Here is a 17,673-nt window from a genome sequence, read left to right as displayed (position 1 = left end):
TTCAGTTGTTATAAAGTTTAAAAATACTTAAACTATTACTTTCATCGTTTGTCAATATTAAGCACCTCAAAACAAAGATGAAAGCGTATGGAACTGTTTACTATTTACTGGAACTACCGCTTTAGCAGCATGAACAAGCTTCACAAGAAGATTTGTAAAGCTAAAGTGTTCTAAAGTTGAGATTATTGACAAAAGAGAAAGGACAAAGGATGAGGAAGTAATTTCCAAATCCTTTGTCCTTTCTCTTTTTATCCTTTGTCTGAATGGTGTTAGTCAATCACAGTAACTTTCAGCATATTGGTTTTGCCTTGTTTCTCGATTGGAATAGCAGCGGTGTTGATAACAACCTCGCCGGCTTCTACCAGGTTTTCACCTTTCAGAATGTCGTTTACTTCGCTGATGGTTTTATCAGTGCTTTCCAACTGGTCGTAGTAAAACGCTTTTACACCCCAAACCAGGCTTAGTGCATTCAATAAAGTTTTGTTCGAAGTAAAGATATAAGTGCTGGCCTTAGGGCGGTAGCTCGATATTTCGAAAGCCGTATAGCCAGAAACCGTCATGGATACGATGCCCGCAGCGTTGGTATGGTCGGCCAGGTAAACGGCAGATTCACATACGGCGTTGCTCAGGTAAACCGGAGAACTCACGTCAGTAATGGTTGTTTTAGGCGCATTAAACGGATAACCGCTTTCTTCTACGTTCCGCACAATCTTAGCCATTGTGTCAATTACAATCACCGGGAACTCACCTACAGAGGTCTCACCGCTCAGCATCACAGCATCGGCGCCGTCAAGTACAGAGTTGGCTACGTCATTCACCTCGGCGCGGGTAGGGCGTGGGGTAGTAATCATTGACTCCAGCATCTGGGTGGCTACAATTACCGGTTTTGAAGCTGCACGGCACTTGCGTACAATCATTTTTTGCAGCATTGGCACTACTTCTAAAGGCATTTCCACACCCAGGTCGCCACGGGCTACCATTACACCATCAGTAGCGGCAATAATGGCGTCAATATTGTCAATAGCCTCTGGTTTTTCAACCTTGGCAATAATTTTTGAAGGCTTGCCGCTTTGTGCAATAATGCGTTTCAGGTCTACAATATCCTCGCCGGTACGTACGAATGATAAACCAATCCACTCTACATCGTTTTGCAATGCAAATTGCAGGTTTACCAAGTCTTCTTCGGTTAAGCTTGGGATAGATACTTTGGTGTTTGGCAGGTTTACACCTTTACGTGAGGTTAAGATACCGCCGTGTACCACTTCACATTTAACAGTGTCTTTACGGTTGGTTTCAATTACGCGTAACTGCAATTTTCCGTCATCCAGCAATATAATTTCGCCGGCCTGTACATCCTGAGGGAAGGTTTCGTAGGTAATATAAATCTGATGATCATCACCAATGCACTCATGGGTGGTAATATCAATATGTTTACCGTTTACCAGGTGAATACCGCCATCTTTTACCAAACCAATGCGAATTTTTGGTCCTTGCAAATCGGCCAGGATACCAATGTTTACTTTATATTGTTCGTTAATTTCACGAATCAGGTCAATGGTTTTCTGGTGGTCTTCCGGGCGGCCGTGCGAGAAATTCAGGCGGCATACATTCACACCTGCCTTAATCATGGCCAGCAGTACATCTTTCTTGGTAGATGCCGGGCCCATGGTAGCCACAATTTTAGTACGGTTGTAAGATAGTTTCATATTTTAGAGTTAACTGGCTTTGCCTTTACCTATAAAAACAGGTGCCGGTGTACATTTAGTGTAAATCCGACACTTAAAATTTGCGCTAAAATAACAGATTTTCGTTTGATTTTATTTTTTTGGGATCAATCTTTATTGCAGAAATGATTTCGGGTAGGGTATTTAAGCCCGAAATGATCTCATTCAGATCATTTGTATCTATATAATTACGTATCATCAGAAAATAATCGGCCTGGCGCATCTCCGGAATCAGCAAGCCATCAGAGCCGCGGTTGGCAATAAAATAAAAATCAGTCTCCGTGGTTTCCCACTGGTAGTGATATAAAGAAAAGAGGGCAGGCTCAACACTGTTCTTATAAATATCTACTTTCAAGTCATCTTCTTTCCTGAAATTGAAGTTCAAGTGTTTGTTAATCAGGAAACAAACCCGGTAATCTTTAAGTGCAGAAGTGATGGCAATCAGCTCGAAATCCAGATCGGCGCCTACCTTTAAAACCTTTTTATTCAAGTTTCTAATTATTTAGCGTATAAAATTACAAACTGAAACTCTATACCTAAAACTTTGTTAACATTAAGCATTCGGAAAATAGGTTTGATATTTACCAGAATTTATTTTTCTTTGCACAGAAATTTTTATTTACACATTAAACATCACACATTATGTCTGATATCGCTTCAAGAGTAAAAGCTATCATTGTAGAAAAATTAGGTGTTGACGAAAGTGAAGTTACACCAGAAGCAAGCTTCACCAATGACCTTGGTGCTGATTCATTAGACACCGTGGAACTGATCATGGAGTTTGAAAAAGAATTTAACGTAGCTATTCCTGATGATCAGGCTGAAACCATTGGTACAGTAGGTCAGGCTATCGCTTATCTGGAAAAAAACGTTAAATAAATAACTCCCTGGAGAAGTTTAAATGGAGTTTAAGCGAGTTGTCGTAACCGGGCTGGGTGCACTTACTCCAATTGGTAACAGCGTTGCAGAATACTGGAACGGGTTGATCAATGGAGTGAGTGGTGCTGCCTTTATTAAGAGTTTTGATGTAACGCATTTCAAAACCAAGTTTGCCTGTGAGGTGAAGGGTTTTGATGCGGATGCATTTTTGGGCCGTAAAGATGCCCGTAAGCTGGATCCCTTTGTACAATACGCCCTGTATTCTACCGAGGAAGCGGTGAAAGATGCCGGCCTCAATTTTGATGAACTGGATGTAAACCGTATAGGTGTTATCTGGGGATCAGGTATTGGTGGTTTAAAAACCTTTTTGGATGAAGTGGTTAACTTTGCTAAAGGCGATGGTACCCCACGTTTCAATCCTTTCTTTATCCCTAAAATGATTGCAGATATTGCTCCTGGCCATATCTCTATCAAATACGGATTAAGAGGGCCAAACTTTACCACTGTTTCGGCCTGTGCATCATCCAATAATTCGCTGATTGATGCCTTCAATTACATTCGTTTAGGTAAAGCCAATATGTTTATCAGCGGCGGCTCCGAAGCGATTATTAATGAGGCAGGTATTGGCGGGTTTAACGCTATGCACGCCCTCTCTACCCGTAATGATGATCCTGCAACGGCTTCACGTCCGTTTGATTTAGACCGCGACGGCTTTGTGGCCGGCGAGGGCGCAGGTACCATTATTTTGGAAGAACTGGAGCATGCCAAGGCACGCGGCGCTAAAATTTATGCCGAAATGATGGGCGGTGGTATGAGTGCCGATGCTTATCACATGACGGCTCCTCACCCTGAAGGCTTGGGCGCTGCACTGGTAATGCGTGCTGCTTTACAAGATGCAGGCATGACACCGGCCGACATTGATTATATCAACGTACACGGCACCTCAACCCCGATAGGCGATCCGCAAGAAGTAAAAGCTATTCAGGATGTATATGGCGACGAGTTGTATCGTGTAAACATCAGCTCTACCAAATCCATGACCGGGCACTTACTGGGTGCTGCAGGTGCGGTTGAAGCTATTGCGGCTATATTGGCAGTTAAAAATAATATCATTCCGCCAACCATCAACCATTTTACTGATGATCCGGCTTTTGATTCTAAAATTAACTTTACCTTTAACACTGCACAGCAACGTGAAGTAAGGGCAGCGCAAAGCAACGGCTTTGGTTTTGGCGGCCACAATGCTTCTGTTATATTTAAAAAATACGAAGCATAATTTTTCGTAAATTGCTGCATGCCTATTCGTCGGTTATATAAGCTTTATTTATCTCCGCATAGAAAATATACTAAACAGTTAAAGAATTTGCTCGGTTATACACCGGGCAATTTGTCTTTATACCGTTTGGCTTTTCGGCATAAGTCGGTTGCCCAATCCATTAAAAAGGGTGTAAAAAACAGCAACGAGCGCCTGGAGTTTCTGGGCGATGCGGTATTGGGCAGCGTAGTGGCAGAGGTATTGTTTAAATTATACCCTTATAAAGACGAAGGCTTTTTAACAGAACTGCGTTCTAAAATGGTGAGCCGTGTTAACCTTAACCAGTTATCGCGCAAACTGGGTTTAGAAAGTTTGATAGAGTATGACCAGCGCGCTGTAGGTTCTGCCCGCCAGGGCTCCTTATTGGGCGATGCTTTTGAGGCACTGATTGGTGCCGTGTACCTTGACAAAGGGTATGATTTTACCAAAAGTTTCCTCATCAATCACATCATTAAGCCGCATATTGACATCCATACTTTGGAGCAAACCGAAACCAACTTCAAGAGCAAGCTGATTGAATGGTGCCAGCGCCATGGTAAAGATGTATTGTTTGAGTTGATCCCTAATGCTGAAGGTGAAAGCGTCAAACTGTTTACCATACAGGTAACGGTTGACAATGAGCCAATGGGTTTAGGAAAAGAGTTCAATAAAAAAACAGCCGAAAAATTAGCAGCCGAAAAAGCCTGTACTAATTTGTCTATCTGAAACGGTATTAGGGAGCAGGTTGGGCTTTCGCTTTTTTCAAAGCCTCATACGCAGCATAAGATTTTTTGATGTAGTTCATCAGTTCATAATCGCTCCATTTGGCAGCCTCTTCATATTGCGGGCGGTAAGCATCCATAAAGGCAGGTATTTCTTCATCGGGCAGGCCGGTTACCTGTTTAATCAGGCTTTTGGTAAAGCGCTTATTAATCTGTATACCTTCATTTTCGGCTTTAATGTAAGCGTTAAAGCGCCTTGCACGTTTAGGCTCCTTGCCAAACAACTCATACAAACCATTAACAGGCGAAGCCAGGTAAGACAGCACCGGTGGCTTGCCATTATAATAAACCCCTTTACTGCGGTAGGCATCCATAGTAGCCTGCTGCTCGGTTTTTGTACTGTAGCCTTTTACCACTACGGTATTTAATGTTACCGCACGTTGCATACTCACAATAATGTCATTAGTGCTGGTAATCACTTGCTTCATTACCGCATATTCGGTTTTGCTGAATTCAAGCGTATCGCCTATGTTGGCGGGTATGGTAAAAATGCCCTGTTCATCACTCACTTTAATTATTTGTGTACGCAGGTTGGTTACTTTTACTTCGGCCAGGCGATCGTAAGTTGAAGAGCGTACAATTAAGCCTTTAATGACCGGCAATGTTTGCGCATTGGCAAAAAACGGGGAAAAAACAGATAGCACTGCTATAAACAGTAAACATTTAAACGGCAGCAGCCGGGCATTAATAAGCATGTGTAAACATAACGCTTTAGTAAAATTTAAAGTGTGAAAAAGTGTTAAACGCCTCGGCCGTTTACAAATCGCTTAAAAAGCCTATCTTTGCGCATGATAAAATCCATGACCGGGTATGGAGTGGCAGTTACCGATTTTGGTAATGTTAAATATACCGTCGAGATCAAATCGTTAAACAGCAAATTTCTGGAGCTGTCATTACGTATTCCCAAAGCATTTTCTGATAAAGAGTTTCAGCTGCGCACCGAGTGCAGTAAGCAACTGGAACGCGGTAAAGTGAACCTGTCAATCAACGTTGAGCAAAACGAAGGACAAGTGAAAGCCGCCGGTATCAATACCGCCTTGCTTAAATATTATTATGAACAGTTAAAAGCTGTAAGCACCGAATTGAACGAGCCCACTTCTAACCTGATGGAACTGGCTTTGGGCTTACCCGAGGTAGTGAAATATACCGAAGAAAGTGTAACCGAAGAAGAATGGAAAGCGGTAGACAATACCTTTAAACAAGCCGTGGCTGCTTTTCAAAAATTCAGGGCTGAAGAAGGTAAAGTGCTGGAAAACGATTTGAAGTACCGCATTGGTTTAATTCAGAAAAACCTGGAATTGGTGGAGGTGGAGGAGCCTAAACGTATTCCGGTAATACGTGAGCGCCTGAACCAGCATTTGGCAGAAGTTGCCGGCCGTGAGCACATTGACCAGAACCGTTTGGAGCAGGAACTGATTTATTATATTGATAAGTTAGATATTACTGAAGAAAAATTGCGTTTAAAAACCCATTGCAGCTACTTTTTAGAGACCTTGAACAGTGCTGATGCCAATGGTAAAAAATTGGGCTTCATCTCTCAGGAAATAGGCCGTGAGGTAAATACTCTGGGGTCGAAAGCCAATGATGCCAACATCCAAAAGCTGGTGGTAGGCATGAAAGAGGAACTGGAAAAAATTAAAGAACAACTGTTAAATGTGCTGTAAAGCGTTTATTGGTTCATTGGTACATTTGGGTAGAAAAAGAATCCCAATGAACTAATGAACCCGTAACTAATGAACCCCTAAAACTAATGAGCAAACAAGGCAAACTTATCATCTTCTCGGCTCCTTCCGGCGCAGGTAAAACCACTATTGTACACCACCTGCTGCAACACTTTCCCGAACTGGAGTTTTCTATTTCGGCCACTACCCGCGAGGCCAGGGGAGATGAAGAGGATAGCAAAGATTATTATTTCATCAGCAAAGAAGAATTTTTGCACCGCATTGCCAAAAAGCAGTTTGTTGAGTTTGAAGAAGTATATTCGGGTACTTTTTACGGCACCTTACGCCAGGAAATTGAGCGCATCTGGAAAAAAGGCAAAACCGTTATATTTGATATTGATGTAGAAGGCGGCCTTCACCTGAAGCGCAAATATGCTGACCAAGCCCTGGCTATATTTGTTCAACCCCCGTCATTAGAGGTGCTGATTGAGCGTTTAACCGGCCGTGGCACAGACAGCGCCGAAAAATTAAAGGAGCGTTTCGCCAAGGCGGAGAAGGAATTGAACTATGCGCCTAAATTCGATATCATACTTAAAAATTATGATTTGGATACGGCCTGCGCCGAGGCGAGAACACTGGTGAAAGAATTTTTAGAAAGTTAGTTTTTAAAGCGAAACTGAATATGAAAATTGGTTTGTTGTTCGGTTCTTTTAACCCGATACACATCGGGCATTTAATTATTGCCAATTATATGGCCAATCACACCGAACTGGATAAAGTTTGGCTGGTGGTTACCCCACAAAATCCCTTTAAAAAATACGGCAGTTTAATTAATACCTACGACCGGCTGGAAATGGCCCGACTGGCCACTGATAATGCGGATAACCTTGAGGTAAGTGATGTAGAAATAAAATTGCCGCAGCCTTCTTATACCATTGACACGCTTACCCACCTGTCTGAAAAGTATCCGCAACATGAGTTTGTATTAATTATGGGTTCTGATAACCTGGCATCATTGCACAAATGGAAGAATTATAAGCAGATACTCAAAAATTATAAGATTTATGTTTACCCGCGCCCCGGTTATGAAAACGCCGACCTGGCATCAGACCCGGCCGTAACCATTACCATGACACCGCTGATGGAGTTATCGGCTACCTTCATCCGTCAATCCATCGCCCAGCGGAAAAGCGTACAATTCTTTGTACCTGATGCGGTGCTAAAGTTTATTGATGATAAAAACCTGTACAGCTAATATTAATTGCTTATTGTGTTATAAGTAATATTAAGCAGCTACAATATTAATCTGTCATTAACACTCTGTTCATAGTATAATCTTCTTTTTGTGGTAATATGAAATCATTATCACAATTCAATAAAACATTCGGTTTGCTTTTATTGGCAACCGCTTGCTTTACCTCGTGCAAGAAAAACCACAACGACGTAAATACGCCTTTTACTTACCCTGATATGGCAGAAGCTGCCGACCCGGCAGTGCTGTATACCACTGCCAATGGCGTAAAGGTGTATAATGGTGGTTTTGGCTCTGCTGTTGCAGCTGACCTCAACTCGCCCGATGTATTTTATATGCTTACCGACCGTGGACCAAATGTAGCAGGGCAGGCGGCCAATTCCATTATTATCGGCAGGCCGGAGTTTACGCCCGAAATCGGCAAGTTCCGCTTAAAAGATGGGAAACTGGTGCTGGAGCAGATCATTGAATTTAAGAATGCTGCCGGCGGCAAACTGAACGGTTTGCCCAATCCTGCAGGTATGGGTGCTTCAGGCGAAACCGCTTATGACCTGAACGGTAATGTGATTGCCCCAAGCGCCGATGGTATTGATTCTGAAGGCCTGGTATTGGCCGCTGATGGTTCTTTTTGGGTAAGTGATGAGTACGGCCCGCATATTGTTCACTTTGATGCTGCAGGGCGTACCATAGAGCGTATCAATCCTTTTGGTACAGGTACCGGAGGGCGAAAAATACCAGCCGTATTTGCTACACGCCGTGCCAACCGTGGTATGGAGGGTTTAGCCATCACACCTGATGGCAAAACGCTGGTAGGCATCATGCAATCGCCTATGTATAATCCATCTAAGTCAGCCGTATCTAACTCAACCGTACTTCGTATCCTTACTTTTGATATTGCAACGGGTGCTACCAAACAATATGCCTACTTAATGGATAATTCCTCGTTAACCGGTGTGAGTGAAATATTATGCGTAAATGCCACTACTTTTTTAACTATCGAACGTGATGGTAACTATGGTGGAGCGTCTACTAATCCATCCACATTTAAAAAAGTGTTTAAAATAGATATCAGCAACGCTACCGATATTTCTGACCCGGCCAATGGTACCAACGGGAAGCTATACAATGGTAAAACCGTAGAGCAGTTAAACGATGCCGCCGGTTTGCAAACTGCAGGTATTGCACCAGTAAGCAAAACGTTAGTGCTCGATTTGCTGAAGGATTTACCGAAAGTGTATCCGCACGATAAAGCCGAGGGTTTAGCCTTATTGCCCGGCAATATTTTGGTAATCTCTAATGATGATGATTTTGGTGTGGTAGATAACGGCGCAAATGCGTTTGCCGCCAAAATTTTACCGGCAACAAACTCGGTTGATCATAACCGCTTGTATTTTGTAAAGATTAAACTCTAAACCTTATATCTTTATCAACCTGCAGCAAGGCCCGACGTAATGAAACGCCGGGCCTTGCTGCTTTATATAATATGCACTTTACTTATCTTTGTAGCTGTGAGCGAGAAAACGATTTTAAAACTACAACTGCCTACCGACCCCCGTTGGGTAACCAACGTGGTAGAAAGCAATATTGAGGAAATATTAACCGACCATGCTTTTTGCGAGCAGAAGGCAGCCAGTAACGCCATTACCTTGATTGTGCAGAACCCGCAACTGTCGGACCTGGTGCAGGAAATGGCCGCCTTGGTGCAGGAGGAAATGGATCATTTTAAACGGGTACATGATATCATTCTCGCCCGGGGCTATGTGTTGGGCAAAGAGCGTAAAGATGATTATGTAGGCGAACTGTTAAAATTCATGAAAAAAGGCGGCAGCCGTACCGACCAACTGATTGACCGCTTGCTGTTTGCCGCCATGATAGAAGCGCGCAGCTGTGAACGTTTTAAAGTGCTATCGGAAAATATCAACGACAAAGAGCTGGCCGATTTTTATTACGAGCTAATGATCAGCGAGGCCGCCCACTATACTACCTTCATCCGCCTGGCCAAGAAATATGCCGGCAACATAGATGTAGAAGCCCGCTGGAAAGAGTTCCTAGCCTACGAAGCGCAGGTGATACAAAATTATGGTAAAAAGGAAACCATACATGGATAAGGATTAATGATTACATCAGAATCTATTCTTTATTTAAACACGTCATTGCGAGGAACGAAGCAATCCCCGACTTACGAGTCAGCACCATGTAAGATCTGCTTGCAGAGAGATTGCTTCGGTCCTCGCAATGACGTGGCGGTGGTCTGCCTCTGTACCTAAGCGCGGTGGGCTGGCAGAAACCGCCCGGGCCATGCGGTGGCCTTGTGCGGGGAAGGATTGTTTCTGCCTTGATTTTTTGTTACTTTTTGATCAAGCAAAAAGTAAACTGCCAATAACAAAAGCACAGAACCACTTAAGCGTATAGCTGCACCAGCTACAAAAAATCAAATCACTCCTACCACATCCCTCAAATAAGTTCTTACTGTCTCCACATCGGCCATATCTGAAAGCAAGCCGATGTACATATCCGGCCGTACCACCAACGCTTTTACATGCCCTTGTTTAATCTCAAAGCGGTCAAATACTTCCAGGTTTTTTGCGGATGGTGGCAAGTGAAAGAAGTTGAGGTAGCTACTGTAGCCCTGGGTTATCCATTTGGCAAAGCTGAAGAGCTCCTGCTCCTTTAATGGCCCCATGGTGATCAACGTAAAGCCGGGCTTGCTGCACCAGGCATGCAGGTCAGTATCCTGCTTTTTCTTTTCATCATATATTTTCAGGTAAGGCAATCTGTCACCGGCTTTCACTGTTCCGGCCTGGCTCAGATGCAAACTCAGCTTACTGTTACGGTATTGTATGCCAGTTTGCGATATACGTGCAAAGAAATTCTTTTTTACGTGTTCTTTTTTCCAAAGCCAGCTAAGCAGATATGGTAAAGCCAGCTTTTTGAATAAACCGGTAAATAAGTTGTTGGAGGTAATAAGGTTAAATGCCCTGTCGGTAGTTTGCAGCAGTTCAGTAGCCACAGGAATGCGTTCGGCGGCATAGGTTTTCAATATTTCGGATGGTAGTTTTCTGCTTACAACGCCGGCCAGCTTCCAGGACAGATTATAAGCATCTTGCAAGCCTGTATTCATTCCCTGGCCGCCCACGGGCGAATGGATATGCGCCGCATCGCCAACCAGAAAACAACGGTTCAGGTTAAACTGCTCTGCCATGCGGTGGTGCAGCCGGTAGGTAGTAAACCAACGGCATTTTTCAGTTTCCAGAGCGAACCCTATAATCTCGCTAAGCTTGGGTACCATCTCCTCATACTGTAACTTGGCTTCATCTACATCAGGTGGTATGCTGCCTACAATACGGTAACTGTTTTCCTCCTGCATCGGAAAAAAAGCCGCAAACTGTGCCTTATTCAAATATAATTCAACTTCCTGGGGAGGTAAAGGCGGGTGCTTCAGTTTCACATCAGCCAGGAAAAACTCATGCGGATAAGTATCGCCCTTAAAAGGTATTTGTAGTTGATGTCTTACTGTACTGTGCGCACCATCTGCACCAATTAACCAGTCGCAGTCTAAAGTATAAGCCTCGTCGGAGGTATTCAGCTGTAAGATGACATGGTCAGGATACTGTTGTAAATCCGTTAATGTGGTATTCCAGTATACCGGGCAGCAGTGGTGCGTTAGTTGATTGAGTAAGAGACGTTCGTTTTTACTTTGTTCATAAAGGTATACGTGAGGAAACAGCGTTTGCCCAAGCCCCGCATCTTCCAAATTCAACGCTGCTACTTCTTTGCCTTGCTGATGGAATTTTACACCTTTTGCATAGCTGCTATGTGCCAGCAACTCATCGGCTAAACCCATCTGTCGGTAAATTTCTACAGAGCGCGCTTGCACGGCCAAAGCTTTGGAGTGGGAGGTAGGGCCTTGGCGGCTGTCAATAATAACTGGCTGCACACCATTACGCAGCAGCTGAGCCGCCATCATCAGCCCCGAGGGGCCTGCACCAATAATTACAATCTGGGTATGGCGCTCCGTAATCCGCATGTATCAGGAACGGAAGAGCAGGAAAATAGTTGGCTTTTTATGTAAATCGGGCTGTTGTTTTTTCCAGTCGGCTATGGGCTTGGTCTGCACCAATTCATTAGCTGCAGTTAAATTACAGGCAATGCACAGGCGGGTGGCCGGTTTGCAGGTCTTCAATAACTCATCCAATAATTGATTATTGCGGAATGGCGTCTCAATAAACAGCTGTGTTTGGCTATGCCGTTCGGCTATGCTTTCCAGCTCTTTAATGCGCTTGCTGCGCTGGCCTTTATCAATGGGTAAGTAGCCATGAAAGGTAAAGCTCTGCCCGTTAAAGCCAGAGGCCATCAGCGCCAGTAAAATTGAGCTGGGGCCTACCAGTGGCACTACTTTAATACCCCGGCGATGCGCTTCGGCTACAATATCAGCACCGGGGTCGGCTATGCCGGGGCAACCGGCTTCACTCATCAGGCCGGCATCTCGGCCTGCCAGCAGGCCGGTAAAGAAGTTGCTCAATGGCTGCTCACGTTGATGCTTACCATAATCATGGATGATGAGTTCGCTTTGCGGAATGCTGAGTCCTGCCTGCTTTAAAAACTTACGCGCCGTTTTCTCATTCTCCACAATGTATTCTTTGATCTGGTTAATGGTTTGCCCAGCAAAAGAAGTGAACGACTTTGCGGCGGCATCATCAGCCAAAGGCACAGGAATGAGGAAAAGGGTTCCGGCAGGCATGTTATTTATGTTGGTAGAAAAAGTTGTCATTGCGAGGAACGAAGCAACCTCGTAGCTATGCTCATTCAATAAGCATCCAACGAGATTGCTTCGTTACTCGCAATGACAAATAGAGAAATTATTTACTTTAACTTACTCAGCGCTTCCTTAATTCTCGGTATCATGGCCTGAATGTCTTCCAGCGTGCTGGTACCTACCGAAGCGCGGAACCAGTTGACATCCGGGCCGGTGCCAAAGGCAGAGAACGGTACCAGGGCCACTTTGGCTTCTTTAATTAAATAGAAGTTGATGTCGGCTGCATTTTGTAGTACGGTACCATCGGCAGTGGTTTTGCCAGTGTAGTCAATTTTCACGGTTAAATAAATAGCACCCATCGGCTGAATAGCATCCACCGTAAAGCCTTCAGTTTTTAACTGCTGAAAGCCTTCGTACAACGCAGTTAGGGTTTGTTGTACTTTTGATTTAAAGCCATTAAGGTAGGTGGCTATCTGATCGTCATTTTGCAAATATTGTGCGGTGGCTACCTGTTCGGCCTTTGGTGCCCAGGCACCCATATGACCCACGATACCGCGCATTTTACCAATAATTTTTTCCGGACCAAAGCCCCAGCCTACACGTACACCGGTTGCAGCCAGGCATTTAGATAAACCATCAATATAAATTACATAATCTTTCAACTCAGGGCGCAGGCTTACCGGGTTTACATGTGCTTTACCAAAGGTGAGCATTGAGTAAATCTGGTCGTATAAAATGTATAATGGCTTTTCGCCCTCGGTACGGCTTTTGTTTTCGGCAATTACCAGGTCGCAAATCTCTTCCAGGTCTTTTTGCTCAAACATGGTACCGGTAGGATTTTGCGGCGAGCATAAGGCAAGCAGGGTAGCGCCTTTCAGGTGTGGGCGCAAGTCATCTGCTGTAGGCAAAAAGTTATTTTCGGCCTTGGTTTCTACTGCTACTTCCTGTGCACCGGTAATGTGGCAGTAGTGGTTGTTATTCCATGAAGGAGCAGGATAAATTACTTTATCGCCCGGATCTACCAGTGCCAGGTAAGCCGAGTAAATGAGCGGACGTGAGCCGCTGGCAATCAATACCTCATTGGCGCCAAATGTTAAACCGAAGTGACGGTTTAAGAAGGCAGATACCTGCTCGCGCAGGGCCAGTACACCATCAGCAGGTGGATAGTTGGTGTGATGAGCCTGGTAGGCCGCTATAATGCCTTGTTGCAACTCGGCAGGTATGGGATAAATGGCCGGATCAAAATCGCCGATGGTAAGGTTGGCAATGTTTTGCCCCTGACGTTTCAGTTCGTTAATCTCGTTGCCGATTTTTATAATTTCAGAGCCTTTTAGCGTTTGCGCCAGTACAGATACACTCATGGTAGTAATTGATATTAAGGCGCAAATATACAGGAATTTGAGCAGGAATACATAGCCATACAACAGTAGAAGCCGGCTTGGCTCATGTTGATGCACTTAACGCAAAAGGCCGGATACTTCATCCGGCCTTTTGCATATATCATTAAATGGTATGTTCTAAAAAACGCTTCCCGCCACTGGTTTGCGTAGCCTGATGATGTGGGTATAATGCATCAGTTTCATGACCGGGTATACCGGATCAATTTCAAACCAGCGCTTGCCGAAGTTAGGGCTGTTAGGGTGTTTGTGGTGATTGTTCTGAAACAGTTCGCCCAGCATGAAAAAGTCAAATGGGGTAGTGTTTTTAGATTTATCGCCATTGTCAAAATTAGAGTAACCGTATTTATGACCGCACCAGTTAACCACAGCGCCATGAATTGGCCCCATAAAGAAGTGAATAGGCAATAACAGGAACATCCACCAATGGGTGGCAAACGCCACATAAAATGCCACATACAATAAACCCCATATTACGCGGGTAACATTATGTGAACCATAATAGTCAATTAAATGCCACTCAGGGTAGTTGCCTTTAAAACGGGCTTCCGGGTCTTTCAGGCGACGCTCATGCTCACGGAAACTTTTTAGTGTGTTGTAGCTCATCTGAAATACATCAGTAAAGAAGTGCGGCGAATGCGGGTCTTTCTCGGTATCGCTGTAAGCATGATGCTCACGGTGCATAACGGCATAAGCACGCGGGTTTAAAAAAGATGAACCTTGGGTAACAAAGGTAAGGAAGTGAAATACACGCTCGGTAAATTTATGAGTGCTGAACATTTTATGTGCCGCATAGCGGTGCAGGTAAAATGTTTGAAAAAACAGGGATAAAAACCAGTGTGCTAAGAAGAAAATGATGATGATCACGTATGGTACTAAATTACAGGTTACTACTTATTTAGGGCTGCAAAGGTATGAATTATTCAAACAATGCTCAATGAAATTTGATTGCCGGAACATTGAAAACTTATTGCATAAATGCAATGTAATTTATGCTTTTGAGAGAAGGGTATTTGCATGTTTACTGTATTAAACTTATTTACGGGCATTTATTGTATTTGGATGAGTGCTTTTATACTTTTATGACACAGAACCAACTATTCACTTACTAATTAAAGGATGGAAGCTACCAACGTTAAAACCGATGAGTATATAGCTAAGGCGGCCGATTTTGCCAAACCCATATTAATGCACATACGGGCGCTGGTACACCGCGCCTGTCCGCAGATAGAAGAAAAGATAAAATGGGGCCATGTGCATTACGATTATAAAGGCCCGGTTTGCCATATGGCTGCCTTTAAGCAGCATTGTGCCATGGGTTTTTGGAAGCAGTCATTGATGCCAGACCTTCATGGGCTTTTTGCCAAGGAGAAGGAAGCAGCTATGGGGAGCATGGGCCGTATTACTACGCTGGCTGATTTGCCGCCGGATGAATACATCATTGCTTATATCCACGAGGCGGTGAAGCTGAATGAGCAGGATATCAAAGCCGTCAGAAAATCATCGCCCAAGCCGGAGATACCTGTGCCGCCTTATGTAACTGAAGCGCTGGAACTGAACAGTGCAGCCAAACAAACCTTTGAAAATTTCTCAGCCGCCTGCCGCCGCGAATACCTGGAATGGATTACCGAAGCCAAAACCGAAGCCACCCGCCAAAAGCGCTTAACACAGGCCGTGGAGTGGATGGCGGAAGGGAAGGATAGAAACTGGAAGTATAAATAAGAAGCTTCAATACAACAACGCAACTTTCCTCGCAATGACGTGCTTGGATTAGGCTGTAATCAACATCTGGATCACTAAAAATCTAACGGCCCCAGCCTGCGCATATTCTTCAAAATAATATACTGCCGGTGCCGCATATATGGCCCTGGCTTGTTGGCCGACCACTTGCGCGGGTTGGGAAAGATAGAGGCAATAGCTGCCGAGTTCCGCCAGCTTAATTTTTTGGCATCTTTATGAAAATAAGCTTGTGAGGCCGCCTGTACGCCGTAAATGCCATCGCCCATTTCTATCACATTCAGGTACACTTCCAATATACGCTCCTTGCTCCAAAAGGCTTCAATGAGCAGCGTAAACCAAGCCTCAAAACCCTTACGCACATACGAGCGGCCAGGCCACAGGAATACGTTTTTGGCGGTTTGCTGCGATATGGTACTGCCGCCAATGAGTTTATGACTATGGGCATTTTTGTTAATAGCGCGCTCCATCGCTTTAAAATCAAAGCCATAATTATCTAAAAAGGTCTGGTCTTCGGCGGAAACGGCAGCGCGTTTCATGGGGTCGGCAATACTATCGAAGGCTACCCAGTCTTTGTCAATTTTCCAATCTTTACCTTCGTGCTTGCGCTCAAAACCACGTTGTATCATCAGCAGCGTAACCGGCGGGTTCACATAGCGGTACAGCAACACCCACAATAAGGATATGCTTACAAACAGGATAAATACCAGTTTAAAGATGCGAAAAATGAGTTTGCCGATGCCGTTCATATATTGATTGCGAAAGTAGAGAAAATTCAATCTATTTTCTTTTATGATGGTAAGCGATAGCATGGCATTTGTTTGCTGTACAGAGACGCAGATGCCTCAACAGGAGCAACTGCTTCTGTACAATGGTCACGCCGTTCCTCCTCACCATAACGAATTTTACATATTCAAACCACTGACACGTTTGCGCCACTGCTGCGCCTGCTGCGTGGTGCTGCGGGTGCTGCGCGCTGCTTCAAGGTGCTGCGCGGTGCTGCACATGCTGCACCCGCTGCACGCAGCACTTCAGGTCGTAAACGAAAAAAGCCTGCTGAAATCAGCAGGCTTTTAAAATCTTTTAAAGAGGATAGCTTACTCAGCTACTACTTCGAAAGGTACTTTCACTTTTACCTCTTTGTGCAGGTTCAGGTTTGCGGTGTATTCACCTAAAACTTTAGGATCCTGGTCAAAGGTAATGCGACGACGATCAACATCGAAGCCTTGTTTTTTCAGGGCATCAGCTACCTGGATGGTATTGATGGCACCGAATATTTTACCGCTTTCGCCGGCTTTAGCACCAATAGTCAGTTTTACACCTTCTAAACGTGCAGCCACTTCGTCGGCATCCTTACGGATTTTATCTTGTTTAAATTGCGCCTGCTTTAAGTTTTCAGCCAATACTTTACGGGCTGAAGGGGTAGCTAAAGTGGCGAAACCTTGAGGGATCAGGTAATTACGGCCATAACCTGCTTTTACGGTTACGATTTCGTCTTTCTCACCAAGGTTCTTTACGTCCTGTTTTAAAATAATGTCCATGTTGTAAACCTCCTTGTTCTTATTTTAATGAGTCGGCAACGTAAGGTAATAAACCGATGTGGCGAGCACGTTTAACCGCTTGAGCCACTTTACGCTGAAATTTTAATGAAGTACCGGTTAAACGGCGTGGTAAAACTTTACCTTGGTCGTTAACAAATTTTAATAAGAAGTTGGCATCTTTATAATCGATGTACTTGATACCATTCTTTTTAAAACGGCAATATTTTTTACGGTTATCCTCCACTTTAGGAGCGGTAACGTATTGAATTTGATCGTTAGCCATTATTGTGCTGCCTCCTGTGTTTTTGGTTTTTTGTTAAAAGCGCCGCTGCGTTTTTTCTCGTTGTAAGCAATAGCGTTTTTGTCCAATGCGATGGTCAGGAAACGTAATACGCGCTCGTCACGACGGAATTCGGTTTCCAGCTTGTTAATTAGTTCACCCGGAGCACGGTATTCGGTGAGGTGATAGTACCCTGTAGTTTTCTTTTGAATAGGGTACGCTAATTTTCTCAAACCCCAATTGTCCTCTTGAACAATCTCGGCTCCGTTATCAGTCAGGATTTTAGTGAATTTGGCAATGGCCTCTTTCGCTACATCCTCTGATAACAACGGGGTAAGAACGATGACGGTTTCGTACTGTTGCATTTTGT

21 protein-coding genes are annotated in these 17,673 nt (G+C 44.2%); 10 read left to right on the top strand and 11 right to left on the bottom strand.

Annotation, left to right across the window (positions count from 1 at the left end; translation table 11 throughout):
• Positions 1-269: 269 nt before the first annotated feature.
• On the bottom strand, positions 270-1,706 hold the full coding sequence (gene pyk, locus ACYVNW_RS09225) for a pyruvate kinase (RefSeq protein WP_460679565.1): 1,437 nt from the start codon (positions 1,704-1,706) through the stop codon (positions 270-272).
• A gap of 85 nt (positions 1,707-1,791) precedes the next feature.
• On the bottom strand, positions 1,792-2,214 hold the full coding sequence (locus tag ACYVNW_RS09220) for an IPExxxVDY family protein (protein ID WP_460679564.1): 423 nt from the start codon (positions 2,212-2,214) through the stop codon (positions 1,792-1,794).
• Between the two features lie 152 nt (positions 2,215-2,366).
• On the opposite strand from ACYVNW_RS09220, the gene ACYVNW_RS09215 reads away from it, so the two are divergent.
• The 3 genes from ACYVNW_RS09215 to rnc are packed head-to-tail and all read left to right on the top strand — an operon-like array spanning position 2,367 to position 4,623.
• Positions 2,367-2,603, top strand: a complete 237-nt coding sequence (locus ACYVNW_RS09215; RefSeq protein WP_008508386.1) for an acyl carrier protein — start codon at positions 2,367-2,369, stop codon at positions 2,601-2,603.
• Positions 2,604-2,625: 22 nt separating this feature from the next.
• Complete coding sequence (gene fabF, locus ACYVNW_RS09210; RefSeq protein WP_460679563.1) at positions 2,626-3,879, top strand: beta-ketoacyl-ACP synthase II; 1,254 nt, start codon at positions 2,626-2,628, stop codon at positions 3,877-3,879.
• Positions 3,880-3,897: 18 nt separating this feature from the next.
• Positions 3,898-4,623: a ribonuclease III gene (gene rnc / locus ACYVNW_RS09205; protein ID WP_460679562.1), complete on the top strand. Its 726-nt coding sequence runs from the start codon at positions 3,898-3,900 to the stop codon at positions 4,621-4,623.
• Between the two features lie 7 nt (positions 4,624-4,630).
• On the opposite strand, the gene ACYVNW_RS09200 is transcribed toward rnc, so the two are convergent.
• Entirely contained in the window at positions 4,631-5,374 is a 744-nt protein-coding gene (locus tag ACYVNW_RS09200; RefSeq protein WP_460679561.1) for a hypothetical protein, read from the bottom strand.
• Between the two features lie 93 nt (positions 5,375-5,467).
• Between ACYVNW_RS09200 and ACYVNW_RS09195 the strand changes: the two genes are divergently transcribed.
• The 5 genes from ACYVNW_RS09195 to ACYVNW_RS09175 all read left to right on the top strand — a co-directional run bounded on the left by ACYVNW_RS09195 (position 5,468) and on the right by ACYVNW_RS09175 (position 9,700).
• Positions 5,468-6,343, top strand: coding sequence for a YicC/YloC family endoribonuclease (locus tag ACYVNW_RS09195; RefSeq protein ID WP_460679560.1), 876 nt, complete (start codon positions 5,468-5,470; stop codon positions 6,341-6,343).
• An 86-nt stretch (positions 6,344-6,429) separates the two neighbouring features.
• On the top strand, positions 6,430-7,002 hold the full coding sequence (gmk, locus tag ACYVNW_RS09190) for a guanylate kinase (protein ID WP_460679559.1): 573 nt from the start codon (positions 6,430-6,432) through the stop codon (positions 7,000-7,002).
• Positions 7,003-7,022: 20 nt separating this feature from the next.
• The gene (nadD, locus tag ACYVNW_RS09185) at positions 7,023-7,595 is read left to right on the top strand and encodes a nicotinate (nicotinamide) nucleotide adenylyltransferase (protein ID WP_460679558.1); all 573 of its coding nucleotides are present in this window, start codon (positions 7,023-7,025) and stop codon (positions 7,593-7,595) included.
• Between the two features lie 98 nt (positions 7,596-7,693).
• Positions 7,694-9,004, top strand: a complete 1,311-nt coding sequence (locus ACYVNW_RS09180) for an esterase-like activity of phytase family protein (RefSeq protein WP_460679557.1) — start codon at positions 7,694-7,696, stop codon at positions 9,002-9,004.
• 96 nt (positions 9,005-9,100) lie between these two features.
• The gene (locus tag ACYVNW_RS09175; protein WP_460679556.1) at positions 9,101-9,700 is read left to right on the top strand and encodes a MiaE family protein; all 600 of its coding nucleotides are present in this window, start codon (positions 9,101-9,103) and stop codon (positions 9,698-9,700) included.
• 323 nt (positions 9,701-10,023) lie between these two features.
• Here ACYVNW_RS09175 and ACYVNW_RS09170 read toward each other — a convergent pair whose 3' ends face one another.
• The 4 genes from ACYVNW_RS09170 to ACYVNW_RS09155 all read right to left on the bottom strand — a co-directional run bounded on the left by ACYVNW_RS09170 (position 10,024) and on the right by ACYVNW_RS09155 (position 14,612).
• Positions 10,024-11,619 (bottom strand): FAD-dependent oxidoreductase, encoded by a 1,596-nt coding sequence (locus tag ACYVNW_RS09170; protein ID WP_460679555.1) that lies wholly within the window; start codon positions 11,617-11,619, stop codon positions 10,024-10,026.
• A 3-nt stretch (positions 11,620-11,622) separates the two neighbouring features.
• Entirely contained in the window at positions 11,623-12,333 is a 711-nt protein-coding gene (locus tag ACYVNW_RS09165) for an SAM-dependent methyltransferase (RefSeq protein ID WP_460679554.1), read from the bottom strand.
• A gap of 122 nt (positions 12,334-12,455) precedes the next feature.
• A complete protein-coding gene (locus tag ACYVNW_RS09160) occupies positions 12,456-13,709 on the bottom strand; it encodes a pyridoxal phosphate-dependent aminotransferase (RefSeq protein WP_460679553.1) in 1,254 nt (417 codons plus the stop codon).
• A gap of 156 nt (positions 13,710-13,865) precedes the next feature.
• On the bottom strand, positions 13,866-14,612 hold the full coding sequence (locus ACYVNW_RS09155; RefSeq protein ID WP_460679552.1) for an acyl-CoA desaturase: 747 nt from the start codon (positions 14,610-14,612) through the stop codon (positions 13,866-13,868).
• A gap of 252 nt (positions 14,613-14,864) precedes the next feature.
• On the opposite strand from ACYVNW_RS09155, the gene ACYVNW_RS09150 reads away from it, so the two are divergent.
• Positions 14,865-15,467 (top strand): YdeI/OmpD-associated family protein, encoded by a 603-nt coding sequence (locus ACYVNW_RS09150; RefSeq protein WP_460679551.1) that lies wholly within the window; start codon positions 14,865-14,867, stop codon positions 15,465-15,467.
• Positions 15,468-15,541: 74 nt separating this feature from the next.
• On the opposite strand, the gene mtgA is transcribed toward ACYVNW_RS09150, so the two are convergent.
• Positions 15,542-16,231, bottom strand: a complete 690-nt coding sequence (gene mtgA / locus ACYVNW_RS09145) for a monofunctional biosynthetic peptidoglycan transglycosylase (RefSeq protein ID WP_460679550.1) — start codon at positions 16,229-16,231, stop codon at positions 15,542-15,544.
• A 43-nt stretch (positions 16,232-16,274) separates the two neighbouring features.
• Between mtgA and ACYVNW_RS09140 the strand changes: the two genes are divergently transcribed.
• Positions 16,275-16,559: a hypothetical protein gene (locus ACYVNW_RS09140; protein WP_460679549.1), complete on the top strand. Its 285-nt coding sequence runs from the start codon at positions 16,275-16,277 to the stop codon at positions 16,557-16,559.
• 20 nt (positions 16,560-16,579) lie between these two features.
• Here ACYVNW_RS09140 and rplI read toward each other — a convergent pair whose 3' ends face one another.
• Genes rplI through rpsF form a run of 3 tightly spaced genes read right to left on the bottom strand, consistent with a single transcriptional unit; the run spans position 16,580 to position 17,668 of the window.
• Positions 16,580-17,023, bottom strand: coding sequence for a 50S ribosomal protein L9 (gene rplI / locus ACYVNW_RS09135; protein ID WP_460679548.1), 444 nt, complete (start codon positions 17,021-17,023; stop codon positions 16,580-16,582).
• Positions 17,024-17,042: 19 nt separating this feature from the next.
• Positions 17,043-17,306: a 30S ribosomal protein S18 gene (rpsR, locus tag ACYVNW_RS09130; protein ID WP_090623589.1), complete on the bottom strand. Its 264-nt coding sequence runs from the start codon at positions 17,304-17,306 to the stop codon at positions 17,043-17,045.
• Positions 17,306-17,668, bottom strand: coding sequence for a 30S ribosomal protein S6 (rpsF, locus tag ACYVNW_RS09125; RefSeq protein ID WP_460679547.1), 363 nt, complete (start codon positions 17,666-17,668; stop codon positions 17,306-17,308). The genes rpsR and rpsF overlap by 1 nt, the downstream gene beginning before the upstream one ends.
• Positions 17,669-17,673: the final 5 nt, after the last annotated feature.

This window comes from Mucilaginibacter koreensis (assembly GCF_054783355.1).
This window is presented reverse-complemented; position numbering and strand designations above follow the sequence as displayed.

What these genes read in the sequence shown, in the direction of transcription:
- rnc (WP_460679562.1), top strand. Translation starts at nt 3,898, where the DNA reads ATGCCTATTCGTCGGTTATATAAGCTTTATTTATCTCCGCATAGAAAA.
- ACYVNW_RS09170 (WP_460679555.1), bottom strand. Translation starts at nt 11,619, where the DNA reads ATGCGGATTACGGAGCGCCATACCCAGATTGTAATTATTGGTGCAGGC.
- ACYVNW_RS09180 (WP_460679557.1), top strand. Translation starts at nt 7,694, where the DNA reads ATGAAATCATTATCACAATTCAATAAAACATTCGGTTTGCTTTTATTG.
- mtgA (WP_460679550.1), bottom strand. Translation starts at nt 16,231, where the DNA reads ATGAACGGCATCGGCAAACTCATTTTTCGCATCTTTAAACTGGTATTT.
- ACYVNW_RS09160 (WP_460679553.1), bottom strand. Translation starts at nt 13,709, where the DNA reads ATGAGTGTATCTGTACTGGCGCAAACGCTAAAAGGCTCTGAAATTATA.
- fabF (WP_460679563.1), top strand. Translation starts at nt 2,626, where the DNA reads ATGGAGTTTAAGCGAGTTGTCGTAACCGGGCTGGGTGCACTTACTCCA.
- ACYVNW_RS09215 (WP_008508386.1), top strand. Translation starts at nt 2,367, where the DNA reads ATGTCTGATATCGCTTCAAGAGTAAAAGCTATCATTGTAGAAAAATTA.
- nadD (WP_460679558.1), top strand. Translation starts at nt 7,023, where the DNA reads ATGAAAATTGGTTTGTTGTTCGGTTCTTTTAACCCGATACACATCGGG.
- ACYVNW_RS09165 (WP_460679554.1), bottom strand. Translation starts at nt 12,333, where the DNA reads ATGCCTGCCGGAACCCTTTTCCTCATTCCTGTGCCTTTGGCTGATGAT.
- pyk (WP_460679565.1), bottom strand. Translation starts at nt 1,706, where the DNA reads ATGAAACTATCTTACAACCGTACTAAAATTGTGGCTACCATGGGCCCG.
- rplI (WP_460679548.1), bottom strand. Translation starts at nt 17,023, where the DNA reads ATGGACATTATTTTAAAACAGGACGTAAAGAACCTTGGTGAGAAAGAC.
- gmk (WP_460679559.1), top strand. Translation starts at nt 6,430, where the DNA reads ATGAGCAAACAAGGCAAACTTATCATCTTCTCGGCTCCTTCCGGCGCA.
- ACYVNW_RS09200 (WP_460679561.1), bottom strand. Translation starts at nt 5,374, where the DNA reads ATGCTTATTAATGCCCGGCTGCTGCCGTTTAAATGTTTACTGTTTATA.
- ACYVNW_RS09195 (WP_460679560.1), top strand. Translation starts at nt 5,468, where the DNA reads ATGATAAAATCCATGACCGGGTATGGAGTGGCAGTTACCGATTTTGGT.
- rpsR (WP_090623589.1), bottom strand. Translation starts at nt 17,306, where the DNA reads ATGGCTAACGATCAAATTCAATACGTTACCGCTCCTAAAGTGGAGGAT.
- rpsF (WP_460679547.1), bottom strand. Translation starts at nt 17,668, where the DNA reads ATGCAACAGTACGAAACCGTCATCGTTCTTACCCCGTTGTTATCAGAG.
- ACYVNW_RS09150 (WP_460679551.1), top strand. Translation starts at nt 14,865, where the DNA reads ATGGAAGCTACCAACGTTAAAACCGATGAGTATATAGCTAAGGCGGCC.
- ACYVNW_RS09140 (WP_460679549.1), top strand. Translation starts at nt 16,275, where the DNA reads ATGATGGTAAGCGATAGCATGGCATTTGTTTGCTGTACAGAGACGCAG.